Annotated in this window: 15 protein-coding genes; 4 read left to right on the top strand and 11 right to left on the bottom strand. The window is 37.5% G+C overall.

Translation table 11 applies throughout. The features are described from left to right. Nucleotides 1-143: 143 nt before the first annotated feature. Together JOC86_RS21605 and JOC86_RS21600 are read right to left on the bottom strand one after the other, a co-directional pair. Nucleotides 144-1259 (bottom strand): hypothetical protein, encoded by a 1116-nt coding sequence (locus tag JOC86_RS21605; RefSeq protein ID WP_205175044.1) that lies wholly within the window; start codon nt 1257-1259, stop codon nt 144-146. Nucleotides 1260-1311: 52 nt separating this feature from the next. Beyond that, the gene (locus JOC86_RS21600; protein WP_205175043.1) at nt 1312-2145 is read right to left on the bottom strand and encodes a hypothetical protein; all 834 of its coding nucleotides are present in this window, start codon (nt 2143-2145) and stop codon (nt 1312-1314) included. Between the two features lie 256 nt (nt 2146-2401). Here JOC86_RS21600 and JOC86_RS21595 point away from each other — a divergent pair, with 256 nt between their 5' ends. Beyond that, a complete protein-coding gene (locus JOC86_RS21595; protein ID WP_205175042.1) occupies nt 2402-3958 on the top strand; it encodes an ABC-F family ATP-binding cassette domain-containing protein in 1557 nt (518 codons plus the stop codon). Between the two features lie 480 nt (nt 3959-4438). On the opposite strand, the gene JOC86_RS21590 is transcribed toward JOC86_RS21595, so the two are convergent. Together JOC86_RS21590 and JOC86_RS21585 are read right to left on the bottom strand one after the other, a co-directional pair. Then, the gene (locus JOC86_RS21590; RefSeq protein WP_205175337.1) at nt 4439-4894 is read right to left on the bottom strand and encodes a GNAT family N-acetyltransferase; all 456 of its coding nucleotides are present in this window, start codon (nt 4892-4894) and stop codon (nt 4439-4441) included. Between the two features lie 36 nt (nt 4895-4930). Then, nucleotides 4931-5431 (bottom strand): S4 domain-containing protein, encoded by a 501-nt coding sequence (locus tag JOC86_RS21585; RefSeq protein WP_205175041.1) that lies wholly within the window; start codon nt 5429-5431, stop codon nt 4931-4933. A gap of 412 nt (nt 5432-5843) precedes the next feature. On the opposite strand from JOC86_RS21585, the gene JOC86_RS21580 reads away from it, so the two are divergent. Then, the gene (locus JOC86_RS21580; RefSeq protein ID WP_205175040.1) at nt 5844-6356 is read left to right on the top strand and encodes a phosphatase PAP2 family protein; all 513 of its coding nucleotides are present in this window, start codon (nt 5844-5846) and stop codon (nt 6354-6356) included. A 48-nt stretch (nt 6357-6404) separates the two neighbouring features. Here the strand turns inward: JOC86_RS21580 and JOC86_RS21575 are convergent, their stop codons facing one another. The 5 genes from JOC86_RS21575 to JOC86_RS21555 form a co-directional block, all read right to left on the bottom strand. Continuing rightward, nucleotides 6405-7994: an MDR family MFS transporter gene (locus JOC86_RS21575; protein WP_205175039.1), complete on the bottom strand. Its 1590-nt coding sequence runs from the start codon at nt 7992-7994 to the stop codon at nt 6405-6407. Then, entirely contained in the window at nt 7972-8454 is a 483-nt protein-coding gene (locus JOC86_RS21570; RefSeq protein ID WP_205175038.1) for a MarR family transcriptional regulator, read from the bottom strand. Before JOC86_RS21570 ends, JOC86_RS21575 begins: the two co-directional genes overlap by 23 nt. A gap of 347 nt (nt 8455-8801) precedes the next feature. After that, nucleotides 8802-9485: an NAD(P)-binding domain-containing protein gene (locus JOC86_RS21565; RefSeq protein WP_205175037.1), complete on the bottom strand. Its 684-nt coding sequence runs from the start codon at nt 9483-9485 to the stop codon at nt 8802-8804. Between the two features lie 387 nt (nt 9486-9872). Then, nucleotides 9873-10622, bottom strand: coding sequence for an SDR family NAD(P)-dependent oxidoreductase (locus JOC86_RS21560; RefSeq protein ID WP_205175036.1), 750 nt, complete (start codon nt 10620-10622; stop codon nt 9873-9875). Between the two features lie 150 nt (nt 10623-10772). After that, on the bottom strand, nt 10773-11531 hold the full coding sequence (locus JOC86_RS21555) for an SDR family NAD(P)-dependent oxidoreductase (RefSeq protein ID WP_205175035.1): 759 nt from the start codon (nt 11529-11531) through the stop codon (nt 10773-10775). A gap of 181 nt (nt 11532-11712) precedes the next feature. On the opposite strand from JOC86_RS21555, the gene JOC86_RS21550 reads away from it, so the two are divergent. After that, nucleotides 11713-12945, top strand: a complete 1233-nt coding sequence (locus JOC86_RS21550; protein ID WP_205175034.1) for a helix-turn-helix domain-containing protein — start codon at nt 11713-11715, stop codon at nt 12943-12945. A 493-nt stretch (nt 12946-13438) separates the two neighbouring features. Here the strand turns inward: JOC86_RS21550 and helD are convergent, their stop codons facing one another. Continuing rightward, nucleotides 13439-15775, bottom strand: coding sequence for an RNA polymerase recycling motor HelD (gene helD / locus JOC86_RS21545; protein ID WP_205175033.1), 2337 nt, complete (start codon nt 15773-15775; stop codon nt 13439-13441). Between the two features lie 386 nt (nt 15776-16161). Then, the gene (locus JOC86_RS21540) at nt 16162-16380 is read right to left on the bottom strand and encodes a hypothetical protein (protein ID WP_205175032.1); all 219 of its coding nucleotides are present in this window, start codon (nt 16378-16380) and stop codon (nt 16162-16164) included. Between the two features lie 235 nt (nt 16381-16615). Here JOC86_RS21540 and cyoE point away from each other — a divergent pair, with 235 nt between their 5' ends. Next, entirely contained in the window at nt 16616-17557 is a 942-nt protein-coding gene (gene cyoE / locus JOC86_RS21535; RefSeq protein WP_205175031.1) for a heme o synthase, read from the top strand. The last annotated feature ends 315 nt before the right edge of the window (nt 17558-17872 follow it).

The following is a 17872-nucleotide window of genomic DNA, read 5'->3' as shown; positions in this document are numbered from 1 at the left end:
TTTATAATAATTAAAAAACCGAAGAGGAGACCCCCCTTCGGCAATTAATCAGCTTATCCTTCAATAACCTCTACTGCTTCAGAACCTTGTTCAACAATAGTAGCATGGATAGCAGAGTTTAAATTAGCTTGCATTTTTGCGTTTTAGCTAGCATGTTCACTTGCCTTTGAATTCACTTTGTTTTCTACAGATAGAGATACAGCTTCTTCCGTTGTTTCTTCTACTGTCGTTTCGGTTTGCTCTTCAGTCTCTACCTCTGCTGTTTCTTCTTCCTTTGCTGTAGCATGTACCGCTGAATTTGCTGCTGCGTGCATTTTTGCGTTTTCGCTAGCATGTTCACTTGCCTTTGAATTTACTTTGTTTTCTACAGATGGAGATACAGCTTCTTCCGTTGTTTCTTCTACTGTCGTTTCGGTTTGCTCTTCAGTCTCTACCTCTGCTGTTTCTTCTTCCTTTGCTGTAGCATGTACCGCTGAATTTGCTGCTGCGTGCATTTTTGCGTTTTCGCTAGCATGTTCACTTGCCTTTGAATTTACTTTGTTTTCTACAGATGGAGATACAGCTTCTTCCGTTGTTTCTTCTACTGTCGTTTCGGTTTGCTCTTCAGTCTCTACCTCTGTTGTTTCTTCTTCCTTTGCTGTAGCATGTACCGCTGAATTTGCTGCTGCGTGCATTTTTGCATTTTCGCTAGCATGTTCACTTGCCTTTGAATTTACTTTGTTTTCTACAGATGGAGATACAGCTTCTTCCGTTGTTTCTTCTACTGCCGTTTCGGTTTGCTCTTCAACTTCTACTTCTGTTGTTTCTTCTTCCTTTGCTGTAGCATGTACCGCTGAATTTGCTGCTGCGTGCATTTTTGCGTTTTCGCTTGCATGTTCATTTGCTTGAGAATTTACTTTGTTTACGACAGATGGATTGGCTGTTCTTTCTTTTTTCTTTTCAACTACTACTTCAGTTGTCTCTTCTACTGTTGATTCTTCTTCCTTTTCGGCAACTTTAGCATGTACAGCTGCGTTTGCTGCTGCATGCATTTTTGCGTTATCATTTGCATGAATACTTGCCTTTGAGTTTGCTTTGTTTGCTACAGATGGATTTTCTTTCTTTACTTTTATAACAGCTTCTGTTTTAACATCATGAGAAACATGCTTTCCATGACCTGCAGCTTCACTAATATGGCCGCCTGCCAAAGCTCCTACTGAAAGTACGCCTGCCAATACGAAAGATTTTACAACTATTGATCCTTTAATATTTAATTTCATTTTAAAAATTCGCTCCTTTTTCCTTATTCTTATCCGTGTTCATACCAACGGTTTACATGAAGAAATCAGGAGCCATTTTCGGTGGTTCTGTTGGCGGAGCATGAACCCATTGATTACGATATACTCGTTCTCGAGAACAATAGGATTGGATTAGATTTATACTTAAACCCTTTTCTGCTTGGAACCACTTTTCTATAAAGCTATTAATTGTTTGCCCATGTCCTGTTCGGTCTTTCGATGTCCCTCCAGGGGCTTTAATGTTATGTGAGTGGTTCACAATGATTGTTTCTTTCGGAAACTTTTCCGTAGAAATAGGTGTTTTCTTTTTATCTGTTGAGTTTTCTTTATCCGTAACTCGATCGTGGATAGGAGGATCTTCTTTTTTTATTGTAGCTTCTTGAGTTGAACTATCATTTACAACGGGATGCCTTCTATCCGCTTTTCGATATGTTGGTTCCTCCTTAGGAACGACGTTATGTACGGGCTTAGAAAACTTTTCAACTTGATTTGATGTTTCAGTTTGTATTTTCTTGTTCGCAGGTTGTGGTTTTTTCTTTATTTCTTCCTTTTTGGCTTTCGCGTGATTAGGCAAGGTTTGCTCAATAGGCTTATTAGCTTTTTGTTTACTGGCCTTAACCGCTTCCCTAGCTTTTTCACTAGCCTGACTTGGAAGGTCTTTTTCCTGAGAGTTTTTCTTCACTGTTGCTGGAACAGGATTAACCACTTTTGGTTTCTTTTGATTCTCTGTTACTTTTTTCACTTCAACATTCTGATTAGAAGTAACTGGTTTTTGATCCTGACCATCATTTTTAGCAAAGACATCACTTGGGAAAAACAATGCTGCTCCGACAATTAACCCCGTTACAAGGATGTTTCGGAAGTACATATTTTCACCTCCTTTACACTCATTAGAGGATATTCGACTTGATTCTACATTTTATGTCCGCTTTTTATTAATTTGTTAAATTCCAACTAATTATATAAAGGGGAAACAGTAAGCGTATTAACTCTACATCCTGTCGTAAGCCAACAAGAACTAATGAATTGAAATATTTTCTTGGACAAAAGCACTATTCTCTTATTCGTTTGACGATTATAATAAGAAGCAGAGTGTAAAGTTTTAAAGGAAAAGGTGTAATGTGATGAGTATTTTATCAGTTAAAAACTTAAGTCATGGATTTGGTGACCGTGCTATTTTTAACGATGTCTCTTTTCGTCTTTTAAAAGGAGAGCATATCGGGTTAATCGGTGCGAACGGTGAAGGTAAATCCACGTTTATGAATATTATTACCGGAAAACTTGAGCCGGATGAAGGAAAAGTAAGCTGGTCAAAGCGGGTCCGTGTTGGCTATTTAGATCAGCATACGGTGTTAGAAAGAGGAATGACGATTCGTGATGTCTTAAAAATGGCGTTCCAGTATCTTTTTGATATGGAGAAAGAATTGAATGAGCTGTTTGCGAAAATGGGTGATGTCGATGCTGAAGAGCTTGAGAGGCTCTTAGAAGAAACCGGAACCCTTCAAGATGTACTTACCAATAATGATTTTTATATCATTGATGCCAAGGTTGAAGAGACTGCCCGTGGATTAGGCTTAGACGACATTGGCCTTGACCGTGAAGTCCAGGACTTGAGCGGTGGGCAGCGTACAAAGGTATTATTGGCGAAGTTATTATTAGAGAAACCGGACATCCTTTTACTGGATGAGCCGACAAACTATCTTGATGTTAAACATATCGAGTGGTTAAAGCGTTACTTGCAGGAATATGAGAATGCTTTTATCCTCATTTCCCACGACATTCCGTTTTTGAATAGCGTTATCAATCTGATTTATCATATGGAAAATCAAGAGCTGAATCGCTATGTTGGTGATTATGATGATTTCATGAAGGTTTATGAAATGAAAAAGCAACAGCTTGAAGCGGCCTATAAAAAACAACAGCAAGAGATTTCTGACTTAAAGGATTTTGTGGCACGCAATAAAGCCCGTGTTTCGACTCGTAATATGGCCATGTCACGTCAAAAAAAGCTGGATAAAATGGACGTCATCGAGCTTGCTGCCGAAAAACCAAAGCCGGAGTTTCGTTTTAAAGAAGCAAGAACCCCTGGAAAAGTTCTTTTTGAAACAAGGGATCTTGTTATCGGTTATGATGAACCACTATCTAAACCTCTTAACCTCAGAATGGAAAGAGGACAAAAGATTGCTTTGTCAGGTGCGAATGGGATCGGTAAGACCACATTACTTCGAAGCATTCTTGGTGAAATCAAGCCAGTATCAGGTAAGGTTGAGCTTGGAGATCATATTGAAATTGGTTACTTTGAGCAAGAAATGAAAAATAAGAATAACAACACTTGTATCGAAGAAGTATGGAGTGAATTCCCTTCATTTACTCAATATGAAGTTCGTGCTGCCCTTGCCAAGTGCGGGCTAACGACAAAACATATCGAAAGTAAAGTAGAAGTGTTAAGTGGGGGAGAAAAAGCAAAGGTACGCCTTTGTAAGCTTATTAATAGAGAATCAAACCTTCTCGTGCTTGATGAGCCAACCAACCATTTAGATGTAGAAGCAAAAGAAGAACTAAGAAGAGCTCTTCAAGCTTATAAAGGCTCCGTCCTTCTCATCTCCCACGAACCAGAGTTCTATGAAGGTCTTGTTACGGACGTATGGAACTGTGAATCCTGGACAACGAAATTATTCTAGGAGGAGCGCTATTATATGACCCTAAGTAATCACAGGGGACATCGGAAATATTTGAGTTAAACCAAAAGCACCGCCCAATAGGGACGGTGCTTTACTTATTTACCGCGTCACCACATTCGGGGACGGTTCTCGATTGGGTTAACGTGCTAAAGTTAGTAAGAGAGAATTGCTGATCAGCAGTAACTCCTTTAAAAATGAGGATTTTTCTCCCAATATTATATTATCAATTTCAGGAACTAATAAAGGTTGTATAACAACTATGAAAAGTTTAATGTTGCCAACGTTTGAGTGTTGGCAACGAAATTAATTTGTCCAATTCATCCATTATCTGTACATTTTGGCAGATAATTCATCCAGATCCCAACAAATTGACAAGGCGACAAGTTTCGACTTATTACTCTGCTGAAATGACCACACATCAGGCAAAACAACCTATAAACTTTATCGCATTACCGCAACCGAGAACCGTCCCCCGGTGCTTTAACGTGGTACATTAAGTGTGTAATGGTGTTGAGTGTCTTTGGTGAATCCGATTTTTTCGTATAGATTTTGGGCGTTGTGGTTGTCGTGGTCGGTTTCGAGGGTGACCGCTTTGGCTTCTGTCTCCACCGCTAAGTCCCTAGCCTTTTCAATTAGACCTTGTGCTACCCCTTTTCTTCTTGCCCTTTTTGCTACAAACAAATCATTTAAGATCCATACTCTCTTCATAGAAACGGAAGAAAACGAAGGATAGAGTTGAGTGAATCCTACTGGCTCCACTACATCTCCATTACTCTCATAGGCATAATAAACCACGGACTCTTCCCTCTCAAGCCTCGCCTTCAAAAATTTCTCTGCACCAATTAGATCGGACTCCTGCCCATAAAACAAACGATAATCATTAAAAAGATTAGCTAAAGAACGAGCGTCTTCCACTAAAGCTCTACGATATTTCACCATTTAGTTTCCTCCTTTAATTTTCAAAAGCGGTAATCACTTAAGCGCAATAACCACAAGATCACCTTCAGAAATTCTTGTACTTCGCTTCACTTTTTCATCATTCACTTTAACCAATCCTTCTTTTATTTTCATTGAAATTAGTGAACGACTCCACCCCTTAACTCGATCAGACAGTACTTTATCAATTCGAAAATGTCCATGTACACATCCAATCGTTATCTCTATGAACTCATATCCGTTTAGAAGCTGCTCCTCGACATCAATTCTCGCCTTTACATCTTCTTCACGTGGTAGTTCTTTATATAACCTTACATGATTTTGATAGGTTTTATAACTCTCTAACTTTCGATTCCACGTATGATTTTTTTCACATTTATAGATGGCAAAACGGTAAATGTTTTTTCCGTTAGCATTATGTCGTCTAATAAGAGTATCCTTAAACGTCACCACTTTTCCACAATTTGAACAATGTCGATCCAAATAAAGCTCATGCTCTTGATCAACTAAATTCCATACAATTTCCATCGATTTCATATTCCTTCACCTCGTATTAAGATAAAGGAACGTCACAGACTATTTGGTTGTCTTGCAGCATGTATAGTAAGTTTTAGTAATAAAAAGAGTTCCCCATCCATATGGAGAACTCCTTAGCATACATACTACAGCAGGTTTGTTCCGTTCCTTTGTAATGGGATTAATAGGCAGACTACCCCCTGGGAGAAAAAACGATCGTTTTTCCAGGGTAATCCTATCCAATTCATTAGGTCCATTACAAAGTAGATGTTGGCATAAACAGAACAAATTCCTTTCTTCCCAAATAGTTTTAACAATATTCTAACATTTCACAATGGAAATTACCATCTTTATCTAAAACTTAATTTTATTTGATTTACATGATAATCCAAGACATAGGGGAAAGTAGATAAAAAACAAGGAGTCAACCACCATGAATGAAAAACTGTTTTGGGCAATCAATCGTTATTCTGGAAGTTCACCCTTTTTGGACAAACTCATGATCCTGATTTCAAATAGAATTCGCTATGTCTTTCTTTTTGTGCTTATCTATTTATGGGTTCGGGATTCAAGCCTTCGAAAACTTTCAAAAAAGGCAGTCCTTTCTATTATCGGGTCATTCATACTAAACGGGATCTTAAAAAGATGCTTTTATAAAACTCGTACATACGAAAAACGAAAAGTAGGAATCTTAATTCCTTCAAAAAAAGATTCTTCTTTTCCGAGCAAACATACTCTTCTTACCTTTGCAATGTCGACCTCTATTTTTCTTTATGCTCGTGTTCTAGGCACTATTTTGCTAGGATTATCTGCTTTAACTGGCTTTTCCCGGATTTGGGTTGGTCATCATGACCCTTCTGACATTACTAAAAGTGCCTTTATTGGGAGTATGTTCAGTGTTTTATTTGATAAAATCTGCCTATTTTCAAATAAAATTAAACTATAGAAATGTAAAGAAATAACCCTATCTCCATGGAGACAGGGTTATTTCCTTTTAAACAGGTTCAGGCTTACTACTAGCTTGAAGTTTTTCTTTTTCGACTTCTTTATCACGTTTAATTTTTCCATTTCCAACAGATAGGGCAACTAGGATCCCTACTGCTATAAAGATCAAACCCGTCATAAAGACTGTAGTGAATGATTGTGACCATGCTGTTTCGATAGCTGTTACTACCACTTCACTAATGTTCGACGGTGCTTGAAGAACGCTTGGATTGACAAGAATCCCAAATAAAGCATCTGTTTTTTCAGAAAGCTGTTGAAGGATACCCGCAATTGCTGGGTTGCTTTCTGCTTTTGTTACTTCTTCCATGTTCCCTTGGAGGGTTTGGTTCATTACGGCATTCAATACGGTAATACCAATCGTTCCTCCAATAGAACGGAAGAATGTGGAGGCAGAAGTAACCGTTCCAAGCTTTGATTTAGGAAACTCATTTTGTATGGCAATCATTAGGGTTGGCATCACAAGTCCCATCCCAAGTCCCAATACAACCATATAGATGTACGCTGTTAATTCATTGGACGTAGGACCCATTGTGCTCATCAGGTAGAAACCAAAAACAGTTGTGATCATTCCTGTAGTAAGGACTGAGCGGAATGTGAATTTCAATAATAACCGCCCACCTATGACACTTGCAAAAATCATTGAAATCATCATTGGAGTCATAGTGGACCCTGCTTCGGTAGGTGTTACTCCGAGAATCCCTTGCATGAACATTGGTACAAACATAATTGCCCCAAACATTCCGAGTCCTAATAAAAACCCTAGAGCATTCGTAGTAGCGAATACTCTATTTTTAAATAGGCTTAAATCTAAGATTGGCTCTGCCGCTCTTTTTTCGATATACCCAAAGACGATAAATAGAACGATCGCTCCACCAAATAATAAGAAGCTTGTTAAGGACATCCACGAAAACTTATCCCCACCAAAGTTAAGCCCGATTAAAAATAAAACGAGCGCTGGAACAAGTGTAGCAATTCCTAGATAATCGATATTTACTTTTTCTTTTTTCTCCATTGCCTCATTTTTCAACCCAATATAAATCATAAAAGCAGATAATAAACCAAATGGGACATTAATTAAGAAAATCCAATGCCAACTAATAGTATCCACAATAAATCCACCGATAAATGGCCCAATGACCGAACTCAATCCGAATAATGCACCAAAAACTCCTTGCCATTTTGCACGTTGTTCAGCCGTAAAGATGTCCCCGATAATGGTTTGAGACAATGGCATGATCATCCCGCCACCAATACCTTGTATACCTCGATAAATAACGAGCTGCTCCATCGTTTCAGCGGTTGCACAAAGAGCAGAGCCAATGATGAAAATAATCACCCCGATTAAGTACAATAACCGCCTTCCATACTGATCGGATAACTTACCTACAATGGGAGTCACCGTAGTAGATGTGATTAGATAGGCTGTCGTTACCCAAGCAAAAATGGAGAACCCATTCAGTTCCGATACAATAGTAGGCATTGCTGTCCCTACAATGGTTTGTTCTAACGCACTGAAAAACATTCCAATAATAAGACCCGTCAATACCAATCTCGTATTAATTTCCTTCTGTTTTGCCATACTTGTTCTCTCCTGTTTGTTTATTTTCTTGAATGGCTATCGCAAGCTTTTCGTAAATACCAACCAAAGCATTTAAATCTTCATTACTTAAATAAGAAAGATAGTGTTTGAACACTTCCTTACGCTTCTTTCTTACATGGAAAAAAACCTTCTTCCCTGCTTCCGTCATTTGAATGACAACAATTCTCCGGTCTTGAGAGTTTCTTTCCCTTTTGACAAATTCATTTTTTATTAGGCGATCAATCATAACGGTAATAGCGCTTGGCTTCACCTGTAAAATTTCTGCCAATTCACTAACAGTACAATTATCCCTATCAAAAAGTAGCTTTAATATATAAAATTGCGGTCCAGTTAAACCGAAGTCCTTTATATTAGCAAGGTCCTGTTGTATATGCCTTGTTGAAGTATCAAAAGCTGTGAATAGCCGATCCAAATAAAGGTCTAAATCTAAAGTACTCACATTTTTCCCCCTTTTATCCTTTATCCGATTAATATTTAAACCATTTAAATATTAATCAGTTTAAAGATAAATGTCAATGATTAATTTTCTTTAAAAATACCTTGAGGATTCCTTTTCAAATATTGAAGGAATTAAATAAAGACTAATCTATAAGTAAAGGATTCCGTTTAGTTATGTTTTTTCAAAAAAGCGGTATTAATGAAAAAAGGAGGATGACATATATAATTAAAAACGAGTCGTTAATGACGACTCGTTTGTCTTTACCGGAACTTGATTTTCTACTTATTCCGTTAGATTGTGGAATACATGACTAGTATTGTAAACGACTTTATTATTACTCGACAGCATTATCTTCTATTTTTTATTTCATTTACGATTTCGATTGCAAAATGTCCAAGGGTCCCTTTACTGTATGAACGTATTACCTCTGGAAAAAGTGATGTTAGGGCTCTGTTTTTATATTCAGCTGGGAGGTTTTTCTTTGCAAACTCTTTTTCGAGCTCAATGGCCGCTTTGACTGCTTGATAGGTAGCAGATTTGTTAACGTTGATTACTACTTCTTCACTGTCTCTTTTCACCTCTCCAAGAACCCGAAATAACTCTAAAATTCCATCAGGCAAGGAATGTTCTGTAATAAATAATCCATTTCCATGTTCATATAAGTCGGTGGAATGACCCATAAATTTCATGCCGGCAATAGATAAGGCAGGAAATTTACTACTAACCTCATTTGTAGTCAAAGCGGTAGCCATATTGATTAAGCAGGTATTCTCAAGGGGGATTTGTGGAGAAATGAGTTGAGAAATAAACGGAACCACAGCATCTGAAGGCAGTGCCAAAATAAAAACAGTTAATTCATTAATATCTTCTTTCTTAATCAGATATCCATTAGAATAGCGGGAAATGAATTGCTCAGCTTTTGACTTATTAGGGTGATAAACCCCAATTGGTATTTGCTGATCACACCAATGTTTCATCATAGCACTACCCAATTTTCCAATGCCTGCTAAACCGATCCGGTTCTGTTTCATCAATTGTCTCCCCTTTAAATAATTTATTGTTATTACAGACATTATATTAAGCTAACTCAATCACAAGTTCAAACTATTCTGTCAAATTATAGTGATTACTATTATAATAGTTATATATTTTTATAGTGAAAAAGCTTGCGTAGAAATGGATCATCCTTTTTAAAGATAAATATCAAACAATAATGGGGGTCTTTGATAATGGAGAAATGGAAAAAGTGGACAGATCAATAAAATGATTTTGTTGAACTATAGGTCGAGTGTATGCTCTGTTTTTTTCATAAACTAAAATACTAGTAAATTAGAAAAGCTCCTTTTTCCAAAATTCAATGGTGTCCGGAACCACAACATCACTTTTAAAAAATGTAGTTTCGGACACCGATGTTATCATTAAATTGCCGTCCAGCCACCATCAATGACCATTTCTGAACCTGTCATGAATGAGGATTCATCAGATGCTAAATAGAGAACTCCATAAGCAATATCGTCTGGTTGACCGTAACGAGGTAGTTGTGTATATGCACTGAAATATTGTTTTGTTTGTTCGTCAAGATGCTCTTCTACCATAGGTGTCATAATGATACCGGGGTGAACAGAGTTAACGCGGACATTTTGCTTTGCATATTCGACAGCTCCAGCTTTCGATAAGGAGCGGATCGCCCCTTTAGCTGCAGTATATGGACTAGTACCTGCCATACCAACAAGACCACCAATGGAAGAAATGTTAATAACGGAGCCACCACCCGCTTTTTGCATTTCAGGAATGGTATATTTCATTCCTAATACACAGCCTGTTAAGTTAATATCCATCACTCGATTCCACTGTTCCATTGTAATATTTAATAGTGTTTTAGGCTCGCTAACACCGGCATTATTAACAAGAACGTCAACTTTCCCATATGTTTCTACGGCTTTTTCAACAACACTTATCCATTCTTCTTCAGAAGCGACATTGTGTTTAAGAGCAATAGCGTCTCCTCCATTTGCTTTAATTTCATCTACTACTTTCGTAAGAGCTTCTTTTTGAATATCTGTTGCTACTACCTTTGCTCCTTCTTTTGCAAAAAGAACAGCTTCAGCGGCCCCTTGTCCCATTGCTGCACCAGTAATGATGGCTACTTTTCCATTTAAACGTCCCATATTTCAACATCCTTCCGTAAAATAAATTAAGTTTGTTAAACTTAGAATTCAATTCCAAGATCTCTTAATCTCTTTTAATTGGCTAAGGCTCCTACTTCAATATTTAAAGAAAAATTAGGAGGGGATAAGAAAGCCGTAACTGAAGTTATTTTATAAAGTTAACCCTCCATCTACAACAACAACTGATCCAGTCATATAGCTAGCACGATCTGATGCTAAGAAGGCTACCATTTCTGCAAGCTCTTCAGGTGCTGCATAACGACCCATTCTCATATTTGGTAACTCCTCAGGAACATAGCCTGATGTTTCAAACATTTCAGCAACGCTGTTTGTTAATGCTGTTTCGACGCCACCAGGACAAATCGCATTGATGCGAATGCCTTTCTTAACATACTCTAACGCAGCGGATTTAGTAAGACCGACTACAGCATGCTTACTTGCAGAATAAACAGACACACTATGCTCACTTCGTACACCCGCAGTGGAAGCCGTGTTAATGATTGAACCACTTCCTTGACTTTCCATTACCTTTAATACATATTTCAATCCTAGAAATACTCCTTTGACATTGATAGAAATAAGACGATCAAATTCAGATTCCTCTACCTCAGTAAGGGGGGCAAATTTTTGGATAATACCTGCATTATTGAAAAACACATCGATACGTCCGTATGTTTCAATGGCTGTATTCACATATCGTTGAACATCTTCACTCTTTGATACATCGGCATGTACAAAGATTCCTTTTCCACCTTGCTCTTGAATAAGGTTTAGCGTTTTTTCTCCCGCTTCTTTATTGAAATCGACTAATACGACTTTTGCTCCATTGCCAGCTAGTTTCATACTGGCTGCTCTTCCAATACCGCTTCCAGCACCCGTAATGACCGCTATTTTATTTTTGAGTTCCATTTTATTTCCTCCTTATCGGTTAATTAAGGATCCTTCATCTATCATTTTATTGCTCATCCTTTTTTATTTATTGTAATTTTTTATGCATAATAGTATTTTTTTATTGTATACAATAAAAAAATATAAACGTTATCATTTCAGCATTTTTATTTAATGAAAAAATGTGAATGGAGTAGTAGAAATGGAAATATCCAAAACTGATTTGCCCTATATAGGTCAGCTAATATATGAAACCCATCATATTTCAGTTTTTTATATCAACCAGGTTGGTGAATTTGAATATGAGTTTTCAGCAAGTGTTTTTCAAAAAAATCCTTTTTACACTTCTTTAAAGGAGCAAATAAGTAGGTATCCTTATCAAGATGATCCCAATAATTATCCAATTTTCACCTCTAATTCTGATATGGATTTTTTCTATATCAATATAAAAAGAAATGACGATTTCTTAGGGACTATGATTATCGGTCCATCCCTCCAGTCAGAAATATCCGATGAAAAAATTAAACGTATTATGAATGCTTTGAAGGAAAATATAAACAAAAGAAATCTCATCGAAATTTATCAATTGCTCCCAGTTATACCTAAGCAATCATTACTTTCGATAAGTCTGTTGGTTTACTATTTGATCTATCATCAAAAATTAGACAGGTCGATGGTAATCGAACACAATAAAGAGTTAGAGACTTTTAGGATTCAAATGGAAAATCCAGAGCTTGAGCTTTCAAAAGGAAGAAGAAATTTTATTTTTCATTCAAACCTTTCATATGAGCGAGTATTACTTGATTATGTAAAAAATGGACATGTAGAAAAATTAAAGGATTTCATTGATTACTCGATTGTTGGGAATGCAGAATTAGGATTATTGTCTAAACGAAGCCGCTTAAGAAGTGAAAAAAATTTAATGATCACTGGAGTAGCCCTTGTATGCAGGGCTGCAATTGAAGGTGGTTTGAATGAAGAAACCGCTTTTACACTTAGTGATTTCTATATTCAACAGCTTGAAGAACTAGAAAGGCTAAAGGATATCTTAGCATTAATAGAGGAAGCCATTTACGACTTTACCAACCGGGTCTCCCAATTAAACGAACAAAAATATTCTGCAACGATCACTGCTTGTCAGAAATATATTTATAATCATCTATATGGTGAAATTACACTGGACCAACTTGCGGAAATAACTCATTTAAGCCCTAATTACTTATCGTCCCTTTTTAAAAAAGAGGTAGGTATTACAATAAGTGAATACATTCAACGACAAAAAATTGACGAAGCCAAAAAGCTATTAACGATAACGAATTACTCGATCTCAGATATTGGGACATGGCTAAATTTCTACGATCAGAGTTACTTTATTAAGATCTTTAAAAAATTCACAGGTTTAACTCCAAAGAAGTATAGAGGGGAACAGGGTTAATTGAGGGAAAAATCAAGAGATGTCCAAAAAGGGCAAATTCGCTAAAATGTAAAAATCATGAATATTGATGTATCACCATTTTGAAAAGCGAATGAGGCATCTATCAGCCGAAAATTTGATTTATGAGACTCATTCTAACTCTTATAACTGGAATTTTTCGAGCTGAGCCCTTTCGTAAATAAAATCGATTCCCCATGCAACGCTAACTAATTGATAGATGTTACTTGAATTTTTAATCAAAGAGACCTTACAATCCAGTATTTTACGATAAAAAAAGAATCCATTTTGACAATAGTTTGATCAAAATGGATTCTTATCTAGCAGATTGCCTTTTCTAAAGTCAGATGATCCAAATACTCCAATAAGGACTGCAGGAGTGTTTAACGGCTTTTAATTTTGGATCTGAAATCATGTTACCTTTATTCGAATGATCATTAAAATTTGGATTTTTCAATTTTAATAATGATTAACCCACTCTTCAGTCCTTGTTAAATCAGCTCAGAATTAAGCTTTCGGGCGCAACGCCGCGCAAAAAGGGGCTCGGTTCGCCTACACTATATAGTTGCAAGTGATGCATAGCCCGGGTACAGGCAGTGTAAAACAATCTACGCAGGCTCTCGTCTCCGTATACTTCCGCTGATGCATCATAAATAATAACCGCGTCAAATTCGATACCTTTGGCCAAATACGCCGGTATGACGACAACGCCTTGCTCGTATTCAATCGATCCGCTCTTCACGAGCTTAATTTCTTCGATACCGCTCAAGGAATCGTATGCAGCGGTGCTTTCCGCTGCAGATTTGCATATAACCGCGATTGTGCTATACTGCCGTTTCCGTAAGTCTGCAACTTTGGAAGCTATGGAACGATGCAATTCAGCACGATTGGACAGTTGCGTCAATACCGGCCTCTCGCCATCGCGTTCAAAAGCAGTAATCCGTTCGCTGTCGTGTACGATTCCGCGTGTAAATTCGACAATCGGTCTTGTGGATCTGTAGCTGCGCGTCAAGTTGATCGTAACGGTTTCATCCGGACCGTATAAGCCAGTAAGCGTGTGGAAATCGACCCTTTCGCTGGCATGGGAAAATATAGCTTGGTTAAAGTCACCGAGCACGGTCATTTTTGCCGAAGGAAACAAACATTTCAAAAACTCGAATTGAAACGGAGAATAATCTTGCGCCTCATCTACAAGTACATGTTTGATCGAGCTGTTCGTCTGAAAGCCTTGAATCAGCTCTTTCATCAATAAAAACGGAGTAGCATCTTCGTAAAATAGTTTACCTTCGTCCAGCATTTTCACAGTCGATAGGCAAATATCCGGCCACTCCTCGGGTGCTTCCCGGTCCATCCACTGTTTGATCTGAATGGGATCGAAAAAAAACTGCTTATATATTCCCCTAATGTTGACGAAACGAAATGCCTTGATCCGTTTTCGCAAAGGCTTAAACTTCTGTCGAACAATCAAGCGGGCTAACGCTTTAGGTTCCATTTCATAATCATGAATTGACTCTCCTATAAAGCCGCGTTTTTCCGCTAAGTAGGTATATGCCTTATGGTACTCCTCATCACTAAGCAGTTCGATTTCCTCCTGTACCCACGGCTTAGTCCGTTCGAGCTTCTCGGCTTCATCTATTTGCTTAATTAACCAATCCTTCAATTTTTCAAGTCTGCTATGAAAGCGAAGCGAGATGTTGCTGCTATAAAACTTTTCCGTGATTTGTTTAGCAGTAACAATTGTCTTTCCCCTGAAGACAATCCCTTTAAATACCATTCCGGATATTTCCAGCGACTCCCTGTATGATTTGATCGCCTCAAAGAAACGGTTGGTAGCCTTGAATCGGATGCTCACAATCCTTGTTCTGTATAATGGATTATCCACTGCAGTTAATACATATTCCAATTGATCGTAAGGATTCTCAACTTGAAACTCAACTTTAAGACGATGATCCAAGTATTCTTGGAATGTAACCTGCTGCATATTCTCTTCGCCGAGTTCTGGCAACACATTGGAAACGTAACGATTAAACATCGAATTAGGCGAAAAAAGAATGATTTGATCGGCATTCAGCATATCTCGATATTTATAGAGTAAATAAGCAATCCGCTGCAGGGCAGCCGATGTCTTACCGCTGCCAGCAGCGCCGTGCACAATGAGCATCCGCCCGCGATCGTGCCGGATGATCCGGTTCTGCTCCTGTTGAATGGTGGCTACTATATTGTGCATATGTTTGTCTGTACCTTTACCAAGCACCTGCTGTAAAACCTCGTCTCCAATTGTGAGACTGGTATCGAACATAGATTGGATAATGCCGCCGCGGATGAGATATTGCCACTTTTTCTCCAATATGCCATGGATGATGCCTCCAGGTGTAGCATACTTGGCAGAACCAGGCTGGTAGTCGTAGTAGACGCTCGAGACCGGAGCCCTCCAGTCGTAAATAAGGAAATTTTCTCCGCTTGTATCCGTGAGCGTAGAGATACCGATATAGATTCGTTCCGCAGTTGAAGTTCCTTCCTCATTGAAATCGATTCGACCAAAATAGGGCGCTTCTTGCATACGCCGAAGCGCAGATAATCTCTTAGATGCATGTCTATGGGTGCTTTGGCTTACAGACAGAGCTTGAGCCTCTTGTCTCAAACCGATGATTGTCTCTAGATAATCATCGAAGGTATCAATATTAACCTTTACTTCATCCCAAAAGTGTTTGCGGATATTCACAACTTCTTTCCGCCTCCTGGAAGTTTCGCCCTCCAATCTATTGATTTGCTCTGTAATTGTCTCCATTACGTTGTTCACTCGTTCTTGCTCCTGGCGAAGTTCCATGTTCATATCAAACACTCCTTTTTAAAAAATAAAAATAGGGGTTGACTGAAAAGGATTTTATGATGTATAATTAAAATAGGGATAATTTATACAAAAATCCATTTTTCGTGTATCTATATAAATTTACCACAGATTTTTATTTTTATCAATGTATTTATGATCATCGCTATAAAGGATTATGATTGTTGCATATACCTCTTTTATAAAGCAAATGGCTTACAAAAAATGATATCTAAACATTAGTGGTAGCGGAACCGTATAGTAAGGAAATTCCAATATTAAAAAGCCCAATTTCTTAGCATTAATCATAAGAAAATTGGGCTTTTTTTGATACTCTATTAAAGCGCCCTATAATGTAAATAACGAAAATAGAAACACGGAAGTAAATAAACTTAATTTTTCTTCAACGAACGCACCCGTTGAAGAAGAATAATGGCTTCATTTGTAAAGTTCGCACTAACCCAATCACCCCCGCTCTTAATCAACTCATATACAGGCTCACGCTCCGTCGGTAGTTCATCTATCCAATTTTGCAGGATTACAAACAATAGATTCTTTATTTGGGAAGTGGTGGATAAAGTCGACGAAATCTGAGAACGCACTATCACCATTGAAGCGAATGGCTATCTCTGATGTAAAGTTTATACGGACCAAATCGCTCTTTTAAATCCTCTCGATACCAATACTTTTGAGACAGTTCTCCAGCATTTTTTCTGGTAATTACTAGCAGGACTATCATTTCAAATTTTATTCACAAATAGGACAAACCTTTCATGGTATGATTTAAGTATATATGGCATTTTTTTTGTATTTTCACCTACACTACGATAAAAATAGGGGATATTTATGGAAAATGGACAATTACTATCTGAAACAACATTAGAAACAACAGCAGGAAGCTCTTCTAAAGCTCTTAACTTATTAATTGATATCAAATATTTATTAAAAGGTAAAGTGTTAGTAGCCAATGTACTGCCTGTATTTACAGCCTATTGGTTAGCACTTTATTTTAGCGGGGAACGATTTGTTGATAATTGGGGCCTTTTTCTGATAACAATAATCGGCAGTACGCTAGTTATTTCTGGAGCGTTAATTCTGAATAATTGGTATGAAGTCGATTTGGATAAAAAAATGGTCCGTACCCAAAAAAGACCGACAGTTACCGGGAATTTTTCCTTGAATACAGTTTTATGGTCAGGGATTATCACATCAATCATAGGACTGGTCATGATGCTATTTACAACACTTGAAGCAGCCGTTTATTCATTTTTAGGCTGGTTTGTCTATGTTGTTCTTTATACATTTTGGACAAAACGAAAGTTTACATTGAATACAATTGTAGGTAGTGTTTCCGGGGCATTTACACCTTTAATCGGTTGGGCAGCGATAGCGCCAGCAAATCATACCGTTCCAATCGTTATGTTCTGTATATTATTCATTTGGCAAGTTCCGCACACGCTTGCTATCGCGATAAAAAGGTTGGAAGATTATACTCGGGCTGGTGTACCTATGCTTCCAGTTGTTTACGGTGTTGATGTTACGATTCGGCAAAATTTAATTTATATTATTGCATTGATGCTTTTCCCATTCTTTTTGATTGCTTCTTTAGGCTGGTTTTTCTTTATTTTTGCTATTTCCTTAACAATTGGTTGGATTATTCTCGCGATGAAAGGATCACGAGCAAAAGATGTGAAGAAATGGGCACAGTCGAATTTACGTTATTCTTTAATCTATTTAATTTTATTATCATTCGTAATGATAATTTTAACTTCACCAATTATGAATTAAGATTGATAGGGGAATCTTTCGTTAAGGAGGATTCTCCATTTTTTATTAAAAGACAGCACAGCTACGATTAACGATGCGAACGATTTAAAATAAGCTTGAACATAAACACCTTCCGAACCTACATTTTACAATAAATAAAAAGAAGCCATTTTGAAAAAAGATAGATCAAAATGGCTTCTTTTCTAGCAGATTTGAGCTTGGTTTTTATTAAAAAGTCTGGTTATTGCATTTCAGTAACTCTTATTCCACTAAAGCACTCGTTCGTTAAGTAGAGTACGTCACATTTATTTATTTTTTAAATATAATCCTTTTTCT

It is taken from the genome of Rossellomorea pakistanensis, from assembly GCF_016908495.1.
Taxonomy (GTDB): domain Bacteria; phylum Bacillota; class Bacilli; order Bacillales; family Bacillaceae_B; genus Rossellomorea; species Rossellomorea pakistanensis.
This window is presented reverse-complemented; position numbering and strand designations above follow the sequence as displayed.

Coding starts and splice junctions, on each gene's coding strand:
- JOC86_RS21605 (WP_205175044.1), bottom strand. CDS start 1,259: ATGAAATTAAATATTAAAGGATCAATAGTTGTAAAATCTTTCGTATTG.
- JOC86_RS21600 (WP_205175043.1), bottom strand. CDS start 2,145: ATGTACTTCCGAAACATCCTTGTAACGGGGTTAATTGTCGGAGCAGCA.
- JOC86_RS21595 (WP_205175042.1), top strand. CDS start 2,402: ATGAGTATTTTATCAGTTAAAAACTTAAGTCATGGATTTGGTGACCGT.
- JOC86_RS21585 (WP_205175041.1), bottom strand. CDS start 5,431: ATGAAATCGATGGAAATTGTATGGAATTTAGTTGATCAAGAGCATGAG.
- JOC86_RS21580 (WP_205175040.1), top strand. CDS start 5,844: ATGAATGAAAAACTGTTTTGGGCAATCAATCGTTATTCTGGAAGTTCA.
- JOC86_RS21575 (WP_205175039.1), bottom strand. CDS start 7,994: ATGGCAAAACAGAAGGAAATTAATACGAGATTGGTATTGACGGGTCTT.
- JOC86_RS21565 (WP_205175037.1), bottom strand. CDS start 9,485: ATGAAACAGAACCGGATCGGTTTAGCAGGCATTGGAAAATTGGGTAGT.
- JOC86_RS21560 (WP_205175036.1), bottom strand. CDS start 10,622: ATGGGACGTTTAAATGGAAAAGTAGCCATCATTACTGGTGCAGCAATG.
- JOC86_RS21555 (WP_205175035.1), bottom strand. CDS start 11,531: ATGGAACTCAAAAATAAAATAGCGGTCATTACGGGTGCTGGAAGCGGT.
- JOC86_RS21550 (WP_205175034.1), top strand. CDS start 11,713: ATGGAAATATCCAAAACTGATTTGCCCTATATAGGTCAGCTAATATAT.
- helD (WP_205175033.1), bottom strand. CDS start 15,775: ATGAACATGGAACTTCGCCAGGAGCAAGAACGAGTGAACAACGTAATG.
- JOC86_RS21540 (WP_205175032.1), bottom strand. CDS start 16,380: ATGGTGATAGTGCGTTCTCAGATTTCGTCGACTTTATCCACCACTTCC.
- cyoE (WP_205175031.1), top strand. CDS start 16,616: ATGGAAAATGGACAATTACTATCTGAAACAACATTAGAAACAACAGCA.